This is a genomic window from Streptomyces durmitorensis, from assembly GCF_023498005.1.
Lineage (GTDB): Bacteria > Actinomycetota > Actinomycetes > Streptomycetales > Streptomycetaceae > Streptomyces > Streptomyces durmitorensis.
Genome location: NZ_CP097290.1, coordinates 97066 through 111973, shown reverse-complemented (window position 1 = coordinate 111973; position 14908 = coordinate 97066). Strand labels below are relative to the sequence as shown.

Below are 14908 nucleotides of genomic sequence, written 5' to 3'. Positions count from 1 at the left end.
GGCCGACCGGCGTTCGAGCGGTCGTCGAGTCACCGTCGGCACAGTCGTCACGGGCCGATGCGCGCTCGCGGCAGACCGGCGCGCGGCTCGTCGCCGCAGGCCCGCAGGAGCCGAAGGGGGGCTGATCCGCGTCACCATGGCCGTAGCAGCCGCCACCACAAGGGACTTGGCCGTCGCCGGTGATCTTGCCCGTCCGTCAGGTCCGTCAGGTCCGTCGGGCCCGGTCGCCCCGTCCGCCGCCGACGCCGACCGGCGTGCCGCGCGGCTCGAAATGCTCCTCGGCGATCCCTACGCCCCCGACAACCCGCACGGGCTGACCGCCTTGTTCGACGCCGACACCCGGGGACGGCCGCCCGAGCAGACACACCTGCTCCTTGAGCGGTTCGGGCTGAGCGCCGAATGCGTACCCGTCGCGGACGGCGGGCGGTTGACCAGGGCCGACCTGCTCGCCAGGGTGCTCAGGCCCCTCTTCCGCCGCGATGTGGCCCTGGGAACCGCACGAGGCACCGCCCCGGTGCTGGCCGCCGGACCGGTGTGGGCCGCAGGCAGCCCCGACCGGCGCGCGGACACCGCCGCGCTGCTGCTGGGCGGCGGCCGGGTCGGGCTGGTGCCGCACGGGCACGGCCGGACCGACAGCGCCGGGCCGCACGGCAGCACGCCGTACGGCATCACCGCACGCCCCGCCCCGGACGGCGGCCTGCTGCTGGAGGGCCGGGCCGAAGCCGCCCCGGACGCGACCGGTGCCCGCCTGTACGTCGTGCAGGCCCGCACCGGCCCGGCCCACTCCCCGCACAGCCACACCGCCGTGCTCCTGGACGGCGAACGTCTTGCCCCACGCGCGGTCCGGGAGACGGGCAGGGCCACCTCCCCCGGACGGCTCCGCCTGCCCCGGACCGAGCTCGAACTGCACGATCACGCCGTACCTCACGACGCGTTCCTGGGACCCGTGGGCGAGGGGGTGCCGCTGGCCCTGCGGACGCAGCAGGTCGGCCACGCCCTGGTGCCCGCGCTGCTGGTCGCCGCCGCGGACACCGCACTGCGCTCCGCCGTGCGCGCGGCCGCCATCACGGTGCCGCCCGGCCGCCCGCACCGCCGCCTGGCCGGGGTCTTCGCCGACATCCTGGCCTGCGACAGCTTCTCCGGTGTCGCCCTGCGTGCGCTGAGTCTGCTGCCCGCCCAGGCCCAGGTGCCGGCCGCCGCCGTGCACTACCTGGTCCCCGCGCTGCTGCGGGAGGACCTCGAAGCGCTCGCCTGCGTGCTCGGCGCACGTCGCCACGACCGGGCAAGCGCCCACCACGGAGCCCTCGGCAGGCTGATGCAGGCCCTGCCGCTCGCCGCCTGTGGCCCCGCACGCACCGGCGCGGCCGACGGCCAGGCGGTGATCGCCCCCCATCTGCGGCCCCTGGCCGAGCACTCCTGGTTCACCGAGCCGGAACCGGAGCCGACGCTGTTCCGGGGCGGTGCCGACCTGCCCGCCCTCGACTTCGCTTCCCTCGCCGCAGCGGGCCGCGGGGATTTCCTGGCCGCCTCCCTGTCCGGATCGGCGGCGCGGTTCGCCGAGTTCCGCGGCGTCGGTGGCCACACGGCCGCCCTCGCGGAACTCGCCCAGAGCCTGGTCACCGAACTGCACGCGCTGCGCGCCAGGTGCCGTGCGCTGCCCGGCCCGGGGGCGGGGCCGCTGCCCGTGGCCGCCGTGTGCGCGCTCGTCGACCGCTACGCCCTCGTGCTGGCCGCCGCCGCGGTCCTCGGCGTGTGGGAGAGCCAGGACGGCGCCGACCCCTTCCTCGCCGCACCCGCCTGGCCGGTGCTCGCCCTGTCCCGGATCGCCCGGCGCCTCGGCGCACCCGTTCCGCCCCTGCCGCAGGGGGTGGAGGAACTGGTGCACCACGAACTCGTACGCCGCTGCCACGAGCACCTCAGCTACGACCTGGACGCCACGGAGCTGGCACCGTGACGGCGCACGCGGTGCACATCGCACCGCCCTTCAAGGCCAGCGGCAGCCGCGGTCCCTGGCACGAAGTGCGCGAGAGCATACGGCTGACCGGCAACGCCACGGTCCTCACCACCTGGGGGGAGTGGCTCAACGCCGCGCTGGCCGGGGGCGGCCTGCGCGAGATGCTCGGCCCGGACTGGCAGCGCTACCGGCGAACCCCCGACCCGGTCGTCCGCTACCGGTTCGCCGCCTCCCGGCTCGCCGTCAAGTACACGGCGGCCGCCGCTCTGGGTACCGAACCCGCCGAGCTCGATCTCGCCTATACGCCCAGCGGCCGCCCGTACCTGCGCGGATTCGGGCAACTCGACATGAGCCTGACCCACTCCGAGGATCTGATCGCCGTGGGCATCAGCCGCACCGGCAGGATCGGCGTCGACGCCGAACCGGCGCACACGCAGCCCCCCGCCGAGGGGTTCCTCGGCCATGTGTGCACCGCCGCCGAGCAGGCCGAGCTCGGCCTGCTGCCCCCCTCGCAGCAGCACCCGGCGCGCCTGCGCCTGTGGACGCTGAAGGAGGCGTACTCCAAGGCGCTGGGCCAGGGACTGCCCCTCGGCTTCACCGAGTTCGGCTTCACCGCGTGCGAGACGTGCCGCGACAGCGCCGGCAACGGCCGGTGCGCGCTGCTGTGCGCGCCCGACGGCCGGCCGGTGGAGAGCGACACATGGACCTTCGCCACCTACCGCGTCCTGGGCGGCCGCTACCTGGTCAGCGTGGCCTGCCAGGACACCGGCGTGGTCACCGTGCCGGGCCAGGCCCTCACCGCACCGCTCGACGAGACCGTCCTGAGCACGCTCGCCGACCGTCTTTCCCGTCAACACGCCTTTTCCGAACCTCTGGAGAGCCATGTCCCGTCGTCTGTTCACCTCGGAGTCCGTGACCGAGGGGCACCCCGACAAGATCGCTGACCAGATCAGCGACACCATTCTCGACGCGCTCCTGCGCGAGGACCCCTCCTCCCGCGTCGCCGTCGAGACCCTGATCACGACCGGCCTGGTGCACGTGGCCGGCGAAGTGTCCAGCACCGCGTACGCGCCGATCGCGCAGCTGGTCCGCGAGAAGATCCTCGAGATCGGCTACGACTCCTCCAAGAAGGGCTTCGACGGCGCCTCCTGCGGTGTGTCGGTGTCGATCGGCGCGCAGTCCCCGGACATCGCCCAGGGCGTCGACACGGCGTACGAGAAGCGTGTCGAGGGTGCCTCCCGCGGAGAAGCAGGTGACGAGCTCGACAAGCAGGGCGCGGGCGACCAGGGCCTGATGTTCGGCTACGCGACGGACGAGACGCCGACGCTGATGCCGCTGCCGCTCTTCCTGGCGCACCGCCTGTCGAAGCGACTGTCCGACGTGCGCAAGAACGGCACGATTCCCTACCTGCGCCCGGACGGCAAGACGCAGGTCACCATCGAGTACGACGGTGACAAGGCGGTCCGTCTGGACACCGTCGTCGTCTCCTCGCAGCACGCCGCCGACATCGACCTGGACTCGCTCCTGGTGCCGGACATCAAGGAGTTCGTCGTCGAGCCGGAGCTGCAGGCGCTCCTGGACGAGGGCATCAAGCTGGACGTCGGGAACTACCGCCTCCTGGTCAACCCGACGGGCCGCTTCGAGATCGGCGGCCCGATGGGTGACGCAGGCCTGACCGGCCGCAAGATCATCATCGACACCTACGGCGGCATGGCCCGCCACGGCGGCGGCGCCTTCTCCGGCAAGGACCCCTCCAAGGTCGACCGCAGCGCGGCGTACGCGATGCGCTGGGTCGCCAAGAACGTCGTCGCCGCACGCCTCGCCGCACGCTGCGAGGTCCAGGTCGCGTACGCGATCGGCAAGGCCGAGCCGGTGGGTCTGTTCATCGAGACCTTCGGCACCGAACGGGTCCCCCTGGACCGCCTGCAGCAGGCGGTCACCGAAGTCTTCGACCTCCGCCCGGCCGCGATCATCCGCGACCTCGACCTGCTCCGCCCGATCTACGCGCAGACCGCCGCGTACGGCCACTTCGGCCGCGAGCTGCCCGACTTCACCTGGGAGCGCACCGACCGGGCCGAGTCGCTCGCGGCGGCCGCGGGCCTGGGCACGTGACCGACGGGCAGGGCGGCATCCGGCCGGTGCGCCTGTACTGCTTCGCCCACGCCGGCGCGGGCACCTCCTCGTTCGAGGGCTGGGCGGGCCGGACCGGTCCGGGCGTCGAGGTCGTACCGCTGCCGCTGCCCGGCCGGGGCAGCCGCGCCGGCGAGCCGACCATCACCACGCGCGAGGCCCTCCTGGCCGACCTGATGGGCCACTTCGCCGCGGCACCGCCTTCACAGCCGTTCGCGCTGTACGGGCACAGCCTGGGCGCGATGGTCGCCTACACGGTGACGCGCGCGCTGCACGACGTCGGCCTGCCCGGGCCCGCACTGCTCGCCGTCGGGGCCTGCCCCCCGCCCACGGTGATCTCACCGCTGTCCGACTCCTGGGCGGCGCCGGCGGCCGAACTCGTCGGCCTGCTGGCCGAGATGGGCGCCGTACCGGACAGGGCGGCACCCGGCGGGTTCTGGTACCGCACCGTGCTGCCGGTGCTGCGCGACGATCTGGCGCTGGGGCACCGGCTGCGCGTCGCCGCCCGGGGGCCGGCCTCGGGCGGGCCGCCCGACGTGCCGCTGCTTGCGGTCTGCGGGGACCGCGATCCCCTGGGGCGTCCGGGTGACATGGCGGGCTGGCGGGAGTGGACCACCGGCCCCCTCACGGTGCACACCGTGCCCGGTGACCACTACTTCGCGGGCGGCCCGGAGCTTCCCGCTCTGCTCGGCCGCGCCTGCCGGACCACGGTGAACCGCGCGCCCGACTACTGCTCCGGTCTCGCTCAAGTCGGTGCCGCCAAGGTCGGCATGACAGCGGACACCTCGGAGGGAACGGGGCGGCAGTGAGCGCGCTCACACCTTCCGGCCGGCCGTCATCTCCAAGGAGAGGCATGAGCCCCTACACGATCACAGCCGAAGAAGAACGCGCGGCGGCCACACCGGCCGCCGCGCAGCACCGGTGGCAGCTGGCACTTGCCGAAGCCGCCGACGGTGCATTGTTGGACGCCGGCCTCGCCGCGCTGCGCACCAGGGCCGGCGGCGCCGACGCCGAACAGGTCGGCGTGCTGCGCGTCGGCGGACGGACGGGCGGACACCGCGCGGCCGTTCTCACGGGCCCCGACGGCGCGGTGGAACTGGGGTCGGCGCAGACCGCGGGCAGTGGCGCCCCGGTCGCCTTCATGTTCCCCGGCCTCGGCGACCACTACCTCGACATGGGGCGCGACCTGTACCGCGACTTCCCCGTGTTCAAGACCTCCGTGGACCGCTGCGCCGAGGCGCTCACCGCGGAGCTCGGCCTGGACATCCGCGAGGTGATCTTCTCCGCCGCCGGACGTCCCGAGCCGGTCTCGCCGGGCAACGCCCTGGCCATGGACCTGCGCCGCATGCTGGGCGTCGGCACGCGTGAGCAGAGCCCCGAGGAGCGGCGCCTCAACGCCACACGCATGGCCCAGCCCGCGCTCTTCGTGATCGAGTACTCCCTGGCGGCCCTGTGGGAGTCGTGGGGCGTCAGGCCGGCCGCGATGATCGGCTACAGCCTCGGCGAGTACGTCGCGGCCACGCTCGCCGGCGTTCTGTCGCTGGAGGACGCGCTGGTCCTGGTGGCCCGCCGGGCCGCACTCATCGACGAGCTGCCCGAGGGCACGATGCTCGCCGTGATGCTGCCGGAGGAGCAGGTGCGTCCGCTGACGGGCGGGAACATCTCGCTGTCCGCCGTCAACGGCCCCGAGTTCTGCGTGGTGGGCGGCCCGGTGGCCGACATCCTCGAGCTGGAGCGCACGCTCGCGGGACGCGGCGTGATCACCCGCAAGGTGACGACCACGCACGCGTTCCACTCCTCGATGATGGAGCCGATCGCCGACCGGGTCACCGAGATCGCCCGCGGTCTGACGCTCAACGTGCCCCGCATTCCCTACATCTCGAACGTCACCGGCCGGCCCATCACCGACGAGCAGGCCACCGACCCGGCGTACTGGGCCCGCCACCTGCTCAGCCCGGTCCGCTTCGCCGACGGCCTGAGCCACCTGGGCCAGGAGCGCCTGCTGCTGGAGTCCGGCCCCGGCCAGACGCTGAGCAGCCTGGCGACCGTGGTCCGCGGCGGCGACACGGGCACCATCGTCGCTTCCATGCGCCACTCGCTGGAGCCGCACGCCGACACCACGGTCGCTCTCAAGGCTCTGGGCCGCCTGTGGCTCGCGGACGCCGACGCGGCCTGGCACGGCCTGCCCTGCAGTGATCTGGCCGCCACCGAGGAGGTTCCCGTGCCGGACACGGACACCAGGAATACGGACGCAACGGATGCGGACGGCGCAGCGGAGCTCACCGAGACGGAGACCGCGCTGCGGGCCGTGTGGGCCAGGATCCTGAAGAACGAGGACTTCGCCCGCGACGTCAGCTTCTTCGAGCTGGGCGGCAACTCGCTGCTCGCCACGCGTCTGATGCTGCGCATCAGCCGGGCCTTCGCCGTCGAACTGACGCTGCGTCAGGTCTATGAGTTCGCCACCCTCGCGCGCATGGCCGCGGCCATCGACGCACTGCGTGGCGGCGGCGACCCGCAGACGGCGGGGGAGAAGGCCGGTTCCTCGCACACCGGCAGCAGCCAGGCCCGCTTCCGGCTGCCCAACGGCCTGACGGTCCACCACCAGAACGAGGCCGAGACCCGGCACTTCTACGAGGACATCTTCGACCACCGTGTCTACGCCAAGAACGGCATCTCGCTGCGCAGCGGCGACACCGTCGTCGACGTCGGCGGCAACATCGGCCTGTTCACGCTGTTCGCGCACTACGAGGCGCAGAACGTGCGGGTCTTCACCTTCGAGCCGGCCCCGCCGCTGTTCGAGCTCCTGAGCAGGAACGTCGCCGAGCACGGTGTGGACGCGAAGCTGTTCAACATCGGCATCTCCGACGCCGAGGCCCAGGCGAGCTTCACCTTCTACCCCCGCAGTTCCGGGATGTCCTCGTTCCACCCGGACGAGGAGGAGGAGAAGCACAACCTGCGCACGATCATCGCCAATCAGCAGAACACGGACGCGGAGGCCCGCCGGCTGACCGCGTACGCCGAGGAGCTGATGGACGTCCGCTTCGAGGCCATCCAGTACACGGCCCGGCTGCGTCCGCTGAGCGCCGTCATCCGCGAGCAGGGCATCGAGCAGATCGACCTCATCAAGATCGACGTACAGAAGAGCGAACGACAGGTCATCGACGGAATCGCCGACGAGGACTGGCCGAAGATCCGGCAGATGGTCCTCGAGGCGCACGACGCCGACGGCGAGGTCGAACGCCTCGCGAAGCTGCTCGAGGACCGGGGCTTCACCGTCAAGGCCGAGCAGGACGAGCTGTACGTCGGCACGGACATCTACAACATCTTCGCCGTACGCGGCGCACGGTAACGGAGCCGGACGAGTCATGGAATTCACCACGGTAGGAGTCGTCGGCGCCGGCGTCATGGGCGTCGGTGTGGCACAGAACCTCGCGCAGACCGGGCACCAGGTGATCCTGGTCGATGTCTCCGAGGAGGTGCTCGACAACGCCAAGCGCGAACTGCGCACCAGCCTGCGCGCCTTCGCCCTCTTCAACCGCGCCGCCGCCGTAGACCCGGCGGCGGTGATCGAGAAGATCGAGTTCACCACCGACTACGAGCTGCTGGCCAAGGCCGACTTCGTCGTCGAGAACGTCACCGAGGACTGGAGCATCAAGGAGAAGGTCTACGAGCAGCTGGACCGCATCTGCCGCCCCGAGGTGCGGATCGCCGTCAACACGTCGGCCATCTCCATCACCCGCGTCGGCTCGGTCACCGACCGCCCGCAGAACATCGTCGGCATGCACTTCATGAACCCGGTGCCGATGAAGCCGATGGTGGAGGTCATCCGCGGCCACCACACCACCCCGGAGACCATCGACACCGCCCGCAGGTTCCTCGCCGAGATGGGCAAGGAGTGCATCGTCGTCGAGGACGTGCCGGGCTTCGTCTCCAACCGGGTCCTGATGCTCACCATCAACGAGGCCGTCTTCCTGGTGCAGGACGGGGTGGCCTCGCCCACCGACGTCGACCGCATCTTCAAGACCTGCTTCGACCACAAGATGGGGCCGCTGGAGACGGCGGACCTGATCGGTCTCGACACCATCTTGAAGTCGGTCGAGGTGCTCTACGAGAGCTTCAACGACAGCAAGTACCGGCCGGCCCCGCTCCTGAAGAAGATGGTCGCCGCCCGCCTGCTGGGCCGCAAGAGCGGCGAAGGCTTCTTCAACTACCGCTGACCCGGCCCGGGCGCACCCACCGCCAGGCCGCACACGAACAGGACGGAATCACGACATGAGCATGGACAACAAGGCGAAGATCGGGGAGTACCTGTCCCGCTTCTTCCCCGTGCAGGACCTCAAGGACGACGACGACATCTTCCAGCTCGGCTTCGTCAGCTCGATGTTCGCCATCCAGCTCGTCTCCTTCGTGGAGCACGAGTTCGGCCTCACCATCGACAACGACGACCTGGAACTGGACAACTTCCGTTCCGTCGGAGCTCTCGACGCGTTCGTCACCCGTAAGCAATCCGCCGCTGTGGCGTCCTGACCCACGAGGGGACGCCACACCGATGACCAGCACGCTCACGGCGGCGCAGGCCCAGGCCCAGAAGGAGTTCCGGGCCTTCGCCGACCGCCACATCGTTCCGCATGCCGACGCCTACCATCGCGCTCAGCGCACTCCGCCACAGATCGTCGAACTGCTGGCGGCCGAGGGCCTGCTCGGTCTGCCGGTCGCGCCCCAGTACGGCGGGGGCGGATGTGACGCGGTGACGCTCGGACTGCTCGCCGGTGAACTGGGGCGTGCCTGCTCGTCGCTGCGCAGCCTGCTCACCGTCCACACCATGGTGGCGCACGCCGTCGCCCGGTGGGGAAGCCGCGAACTCAAGGAGACCTGGCTGCCCCGGCTCGCCCGCGGCGAGAGCATCGGCGCGCTCGCCGTGTCCGAGCCGGGCGCAGGCAGCGACGCGGCGGGGGTCGTCACCCGGCTCACGCCGGACGGGGACTCCTGGCTGCTCGACGGCCACAAGACGTGGACGACGTACGGCGAGAGTGCCGACGTCTTCCTCGTCCTGGGGCGCTCCCCCGAAGGGCCCACGGCGGTGCTGGTGGAGCGCGCCACCGCCGGGGTGCGCACGGAGCTGATCGAGGACCTGATCGGCATCCGCGCCTCCATGACGGCGGACGTCCACTTCGAGGGCTGCCGCATCCCGGCCGGCCAGGTGCTCGCCCGGCCCGGCCTCGGCCTGTCCCACGTCGTCGGTACGGCGCTCGACCTGGGCCGCTACACCGTCGGCTGGGGCTGCACGGGCATCGTCGACGCCTGTCTGGAGGCCAGCGTCGACTACGCGGGCAGCCGGGAGACCTTCGGCACACCCATCAAGGACCACCAGCTCGTACGGCAGATGATCAGCGGCATGTACACCGACGCCCGTGCGGCGCGGCTGCTGTGCCTGGAGGCCGGCCGGCTGCGCGACGAGGGCGATCCCGGCGCGCTGGCCCAGACGTCCATGGCGAAGTACTTCGCCTCGACCGCCGCGACCCGGGCCGCGGCCGACGCCGTGCAGATCCACGGCGCCAACGGCTGCAGCTCCGCCTATCCGGTGCAGCGCTATCTCGGCGACTCCAGGGTCATGGAGATCATCGAGGGAAGCTCCCAGATCCATCAGATCGGCCTTGCCGAGTACGCGTTCCAGGAGCGTTCACTCGTCCGCCGGAGGCAGGCCGCAGCAACCCCCAGGAGTGAGGGACGATGACAACGGTCAAATGTGTGGTGTGGGACCTCGACAACACCGTCTGGGACGGGATCCTCCTCGAGGACGGGGACGTGCAGCTGCGGCCCGGTGTCGTGGACGTCCTCAAGACCCTCGACGAGCGGGGCATCCTCCACTCCGTCGCGAGCCGCAACGACCACGACGCGGCCGCGGCCAAGCTGGAGGAACTGGGCATCGCCGAGTACTTCCTGTACCCGCAGATCAACTGGGGCAACAAGTCGGACTCCGTGAAGGCGGTCGCCGAGGCGATCAACATCGGCATCGACACGCTGGCCTTCGTCGACGACCAGCCCTTCGAGCGCGACGAGGTCCACTTCACGCACCCGCAGGTGCTGTGCATCGACGCCCTCGACGCCGAGCGCATCCCGGACCTGCCCGAGATGCACCCGCGGTTCGTCACCACGGACTCCCGGGAGCGCCGTCACCTGTACCGGGCCGACGCCGAGCGCAACCAGGCCGAGGCCGTCCACGAGGGCACGGCCGAGGACTTCCTCGGCTCCCTGAACATGCGCTTCACCATCACCCCGGCCCAGGAACGCGACCTGCAGCGCGCCGAGGAACTGACCGTCCGCACCAACCAGCTCAACGCGACCGGCTACACCTACTCGTACGAGGAACTGGACGCGTTCCGCCAGTCGCCCGACCACCATCTGCTGGTCGCCGGCCTGGAGGACAGGTACGGAACGTACGGGAAGATCGGCCTTGCGCTCGTCGAGCGCGGCGAGGACGCCTGGACCGTCAAGCTCCTCCTGATGTCCTGCCGGGTGATGTCCCGGGGCGTCGGATCGGTGCTGCTCGCCCATCTCATCCGCGAGGCGGCCGCGGCCGGGGTACGGCTGCGCGCGGAGTTCGTGCCGACGAACCGCAACCGCAGCATGTACGTCACCTACAAGTTCGCCGGGTTCCGGGAGACCACCACGAACGGCGAGATCTCCGTGCTCGAGCACGACCTCGCGCGTGTTCCCGAGTTCCCGCCGTACATGGAGGTCCTGGTGGAGAGCTGACCTGGGGCTGGATACGGGTTCGAGCCGGGTTTTAGGACGCTTCGCGATACTGGCCGAGTCTGTTAGCCCCTGCCGGTCTCCGGCAGGAACGGGGGAGGGAAGCAGAGAACGGATGGCCATTCAGTCACTGTGCGAAGCAGTCCATTGCCGTCACGACCGGCAGTCCGGGAAGCCCCAGCCGCGGACGGCCGCCTCGGGCCAGCGGCTGTGCCTGGTGTGCCGTGCCCGGCTGAAGGAGGACCTCGTCCGTCTTCCGGGCCTGTACGAAGGCTGCGAGGAAGTGCTCTCGCCCGCCCGGAGTGGAATCACCGAGCGGGTCAGCTCGGGCCGTGCCCGGCAGGGCATCCGGCTCAACGAAGCGCCGCTGCAGGCCCGCAGCGACATGGTCGCCGTGCTCGCCTCGTGGGCGGGCGCCATCGTCGCGGAGCGGGGGGTGACCGGTCTGCCCCGACGCGAGGTGGGGACGCTCGCGGCGTTCCTGGCCCGCCATCTCGACTGGCTGGCCGCCCACCCGGCCGCGGGGGAGTGCGCGGCCGAGGTCCGCAGGGTCACCAACGTGGCGCGCTCCGCGCTCGCTCCCAGGCCTGCCGTCCCGCAGGAGCTCGGCCCCTGCCCGTTCACCGACTGTGAGGAAAGCGTCCGCACGTCGCCGGGCCCCGATCTGACGCACGTGGTGCGCTGCGGGGCCGGTCACGTGCTGCCGCCGGACCGCTGGCTGCTGCTGAGCGGCCGGGCGTGAGCCCCGCCGGCCCACCGGCCCCGACACCACCAACTCACGGAAGGCGCACCATGACCGCCGTCAAGAAGGCCGGCTCGCGCACGGTCCCCACCCAGCTCGCCGCCCTGGCCGCGGGAGTCTCCGAGGCCACGATCCGGCAGTGGGCCACGCGCGGCAAACTCACCCGCTACGGCCGTCCCGGCCGTCGTGAGTACTCCCTCCAGGAACTCACCGCGCTGATCGCGAAGAACGCCGGATAGGGCACGGCATCCCCGCTCCACCGGCCGCAAGGCCCGTGGAGCGGGGGCTCATCGGCAGGTCACCAGGTGACCGGAAGCCGGTGCACGCCGAAGACGCCCATGTCGCTGCGGACCGGCACCTCGCAGACCGGGACGTCCAGTCGCAGCCCGGGGAACTCGCGCAGCAGGCCGTTGATGCCGATCCGCATCTCGATGCGGGCCAGCTGCTGTCCCAGGCACTGGTGGATGCCGTGCCCGAAGGCCACGTGCCCGGTGGCCGAGCGGGTGATGTCCAGGCCGTCCGCGGGGCCGAACTTCCGCGGGTCGTGGTTGGCCGCCGCCACGGACACCGTGACGGTGTCGCCCTGCGCGATCACACGGTCGGCCAGCTCGACGTCCTCCAGCGCGGCGCGCGGCAGACCCACGTGCATGATGCTCAGGTAGCGCAGCAACTCCTCCACCGCGCCCCCGATCAGCGAGGGGTCCTCGCGCAGCAGCGTCAGCTGGCCGGGGTGGCTCAGCAGCGCGAAGGTCGCCATGGCGAGCATGTTCGCGGTGGTCTCGTGGCCGGCCAGGAGCAGCAGCAGGGCCATGCCGATCAGCTCGTCGTCCGTGAGGTCGCTGCCCGTCACCAGGTCGCTGAGGATGTCGTCGGCGGGCTCCCCGCGGCGCCGCCGCACCAGGTCGAGCAGATACGTGCGCAACGCCGCGTACGCCGCCCCGGACTCCTCGGGATCCTGCACGAGCCGGAAGATCGCCACGGCCCTCGACTGGAAGAACTCGTGGTCCTCGTACGGCACTCCGAGCAGCTCACAGATCATCAGCGAGGGGACCGGCAGCGCGAAGTGCTCGACCAGATCCGCGCCTTTCCCCTGGGCACGCAGAAGGGACAGCTGCCGCTCGGTGACCTCCTCGACCCGTGCCTCGAGCCGTCTCATGCGGCGCACGGTGAACTGACCGGTGAGCAGTTTGCGGTAGCGGGTGTGCTGCGGCGGATCCATGAACAGGAAGCCGCCCGGCATCGCCGGTTCGGCCCTGCGGGCGGTCAGCGGTGAACTCATCAGCTCCTGGCGGGCGCTGAAGCGGGGATCGCCGAGCACCTTCCGCGCCAGCGCGTGGTCGGTGACGAGCCAGCCGGTCGTGCCGTCCGGGTTCGCGATGCGGCTGAGGGGTTCGCGCTCACGCAGGGCGGTCAGTTCGGCGGGAGGTGCGAAGGGACAGGACCGGGTCAGCGGGATGGGCCGCGGCTCGTCCGCCGTGTCCCTGGCGGGGTGGGACTCCCGAGTGGTCTCGGTCGTCATACGTTCTCCGATCGTGGGGGAGGTGTTCGATCGTGGGCTCCGCGGCTGATCGCCGCGGGCCGGCGCACGTGGGGGTGGCCGGCCTCGGAGCCGTGCGAGGAGACGTCGCGACGCGCTCAGTCCTCCGCCGTGGACAGAGCGCCGGTGGGGCAGGTCGACACCGCCTCGAGGACGGCGTCCACCTCGTCGGCCGGAACCCTCGCCGCCAGCAGCATGACTTCGCCGGTGGCCGGGGACTGGTCGAAGACGGAGTCGGCAGCCATGACGCACTGGCCGGCTCCGATGCAGCGACCGGCATCGGCAATGATCTTCATCCAGGATCCTTCGTTCCTTCGTGTGTGGTGTCGCGTTCGTGTGTGGTCCTGCGTTCGTGTGTGGTCCTGCCTTCGCCTCGCCCTTGCCGACGCGTTCAGCGGGAGGACGCGGACAGCACCTCGACGAGGTCGGCCCGGCTCGGCCCGGAGGGAGCCTGCGGACGCCGGCCCGACGCCCACACCTCCTGCAGACGCCGCCGGTTCTCCGGGGTGTCCAGGCTGTCCACCGGGGCCAGGAGACCGGCCACGCGCTGCGCCGCCTGCCACAGGTGCAGATCGTGCTCCCCGGCGTCCATGAGGCTGAACAGGCTCACCGGCGGCACAGCCATCCCCGCGCCCTGCGGCAGCTGGTGCCCGTCGGCCACGGCCTGCCAGAGCCGGGTGCGGGCGACGTCGGCCTGGACCGAGTCGTCGAACCAGGGCCGCACCCAGGCCTGGGCCCGGGCGGTCACGTCCCGCACGAGCCCGGGCAGAGCGCCCGGGTCCGCGGCGAACGCCTCGGCGAGCAGCACGGCCTGATGCAGCGCCACCGAGGCACCGCGCCCGAAGGCAGGATCGGTCGTGCACAGCGCGTCGCCCAGGACGCCGTAGCCCACGGGGGCTCCGGGCGCCAGGCCGCGCAGGGTGTTGCGCAGCCCGGCCATGGGCACGACCTCGGTCAGAACCTCGCTGACGTCGGGGCGCAGCCATGGCTCGAACTCCGGGAACAGCGCGGTGACCTGGTCGAAGGCCTCCGCTTCACGCAGTGCCTTGAGGTCGTTGTCGTCGGGGAGGCGGCCGATGCCGATCGCGAACGTCCGGTTGTCGTGGTAGAACAGCCCGCCGCCGAATCCGTCGCCCGCGACCATCGTCGTCACACCGCGTTTGAGCGGCGGCCGCGGCACCCCGTCAAGCAGCCGGTAGAACCGCGTGTTGTACACGACCCCGCAGTCCTCGTCCCCCTCCAGGACCGTGAAGTCGTCACGCAGCGGCGAGCGGCGGCCGGCCGCGTCGAGGAGCACGTCCGCGTCGACGACACCACCGCGCACCCGTACGCCGGTGATCCGGCCGTCCTTCACCTCGGCCCTGCGGACCGACGTCCCGTACTGGATCTCGACGCCCGCTTCCCGGCGCAGGGCGCGTTCCAGTGCCCACTCCACGGTCGGGCGCCGCGACGCGAGGACCGCGAGGTCCTCGGCACCGGCCGGGGTGGTGCCGTCGGGTGTGGCGATACTGACCTCCTCGGCGCCGTTGGCCAGCAGGTCCTCGTACACATCGGGCAGGTGCGTGCGCAGGTGCTGCCGGAACAGCCCCAGGAAGGTGTGCAGTTGGCGGGTCTGCGGGGCACCGGGGCGGTGCCAGTCGCCGATGGCGGCCAGATCCCCGGGCGGGGCCTGGTCGCGCTCCAGCACGGTCACCTCGAAGCCCCGCCGCGCCAGCAGCAGCGCCACGGACAGACCTGAGATCCCTCCACCCATCACCACGGTCCGGGCACTCATCGTCGTCTTCCTTTCGTG

General features: G+C 71.6%; 14 protein-coding genes. 11 read left to right on the top strand and 3 right to left on the bottom strand.

Annotated features, from left to right (window positions below):
• Positions 1–136: 136 nt before the first annotated feature.
• From M4V62_RS43360 to M4V62_RS43310, 11 genes are all read left to right on the top strand, one after another.
• Positions 137–1954: an acyl-CoA dehydrogenase gene (locus tag M4V62_RS43360; RefSeq protein WP_249593280.1), complete on the top strand. Its 1818-nt coding sequence runs from the start codon at positions 137–139 to the stop codon at positions 1952–1954.
• Positions 1951–2898 (top strand): 4'-phosphopantetheinyl transferase family protein, encoded by a 948-nt coding sequence (locus M4V62_RS43355; protein ID WP_249593279.1) that lies wholly within the window; start codon positions 1951–1953, stop codon positions 2896–2898. The genes M4V62_RS43360 and M4V62_RS43355 overlap by 4 nt, the downstream gene beginning before the upstream one ends.
• Positions 2837–4066 carry a methionine adenosyltransferase gene (gene metK, locus M4V62_RS43350; RefSeq protein WP_249593278.1) on the top strand — a complete coding sequence of 410 codons (1230 nt, stop codon included), beginning with the start codon at positions 2837–2839 and terminating at the stop codon, positions 4064–4066. The genes M4V62_RS43355 and metK overlap by 62 nt, the downstream gene beginning before the upstream one ends.
• Positions 4063–4893 carry a thioesterase II family protein gene (locus M4V62_RS43345; RefSeq protein WP_249593277.1) on the top strand — a complete coding sequence of 277 codons (831 nt, stop codon included), beginning with the start codon at positions 4063–4065 and terminating at the stop codon, positions 4891–4893. Before metK ends, M4V62_RS43345 begins: the two co-directional genes overlap by 4 nt.
• 44 nt (positions 4894–4937) lie before the next feature.
• Positions 4938–7433: an FkbM family methyltransferase gene (locus M4V62_RS43340; protein WP_249593276.1), complete on the top strand. Its 2496-nt coding sequence runs from the start codon at positions 4938–4940 to the stop codon at positions 7431–7433.
• Positions 7434–7449: 16 nt separating this feature from the next.
• Entirely contained in the window at positions 7450–8301 is an 852-nt protein-coding gene (locus tag M4V62_RS43335) for a 3-hydroxyacyl-CoA dehydrogenase family protein (RefSeq protein ID WP_249593275.1), read from the top strand.
• A gap of 55 nt (positions 8302–8356) precedes the next feature.
• A complete protein-coding gene (locus M4V62_RS43330) occupies positions 8357–8611 on the top strand; it encodes an acyl carrier protein (protein ID WP_344646370.1) in 255 nt (84 codons plus the stop codon).
• A 22-nt stretch (positions 8612–8633) separates the two neighbouring features.
• Complete coding sequence (locus tag M4V62_RS43325) at positions 8634–9818, top strand: acyl-CoA dehydrogenase family protein (protein ID WP_249593274.1); 1185 nt, start codon at positions 8634–8636, stop codon at positions 9816–9818.
• Entirely contained in the window at positions 9815–10840 is a 1026-nt protein-coding gene (locus tag M4V62_RS43320) for an HAD-IIIC family phosphatase (protein WP_249593273.1), read from the top strand. The genes M4V62_RS43325 and M4V62_RS43320 overlap by 4 nt, the downstream gene beginning before the upstream one ends.
• Before the next feature lie 112 nt (positions 10841–10952).
• Positions 10953–11579, top strand: a complete 627-nt coding sequence (locus tag M4V62_RS43315; RefSeq protein ID WP_249593272.1) for an OvmZ protein — start codon at positions 10953–10955, stop codon at positions 11577–11579.
• A gap of 50 nt (positions 11580–11629) precedes the next feature.
• Positions 11630–11818, top strand: coding sequence for a MerR family transcriptional regulator (locus M4V62_RS43310; protein WP_249593271.1), 189 nt, complete (start codon positions 11630–11632; stop codon positions 11816–11818).
• Positions 11819–11877: 59 nt separating this feature from the next.
• Here M4V62_RS43310 and M4V62_RS43305 read toward each other — a convergent pair whose 3' ends face one another.
• The 3 genes from M4V62_RS43305 to M4V62_RS43295 form a co-directional block, all read right to left on the bottom strand.
• Positions 11878–13098 (bottom strand): cytochrome P450, encoded by a 1221-nt coding sequence (locus M4V62_RS43305; protein ID WP_249593270.1) that lies wholly within the window; start codon positions 13096–13098, stop codon positions 11878–11880.
• A gap of 116 nt (positions 13099–13214) precedes the next feature.
• Positions 13215–13412, bottom strand: coding sequence for a ferredoxin (locus M4V62_RS43300; RefSeq protein WP_249593269.1), 198 nt, complete (start codon positions 13410–13412; stop codon positions 13215–13217).
• A 95-nt stretch (positions 13413–13507) separates the two neighbouring features.
• On the bottom strand, positions 13508–14890 hold the full coding sequence (locus M4V62_RS43295) for an NAD(P)/FAD-dependent oxidoreductase (RefSeq protein ID WP_249593268.1): 1383 nt from the start codon (positions 14888–14890) through the stop codon (positions 13508–13510).
• Positions 14891–14908 lie beyond the last annotated feature (18 nt).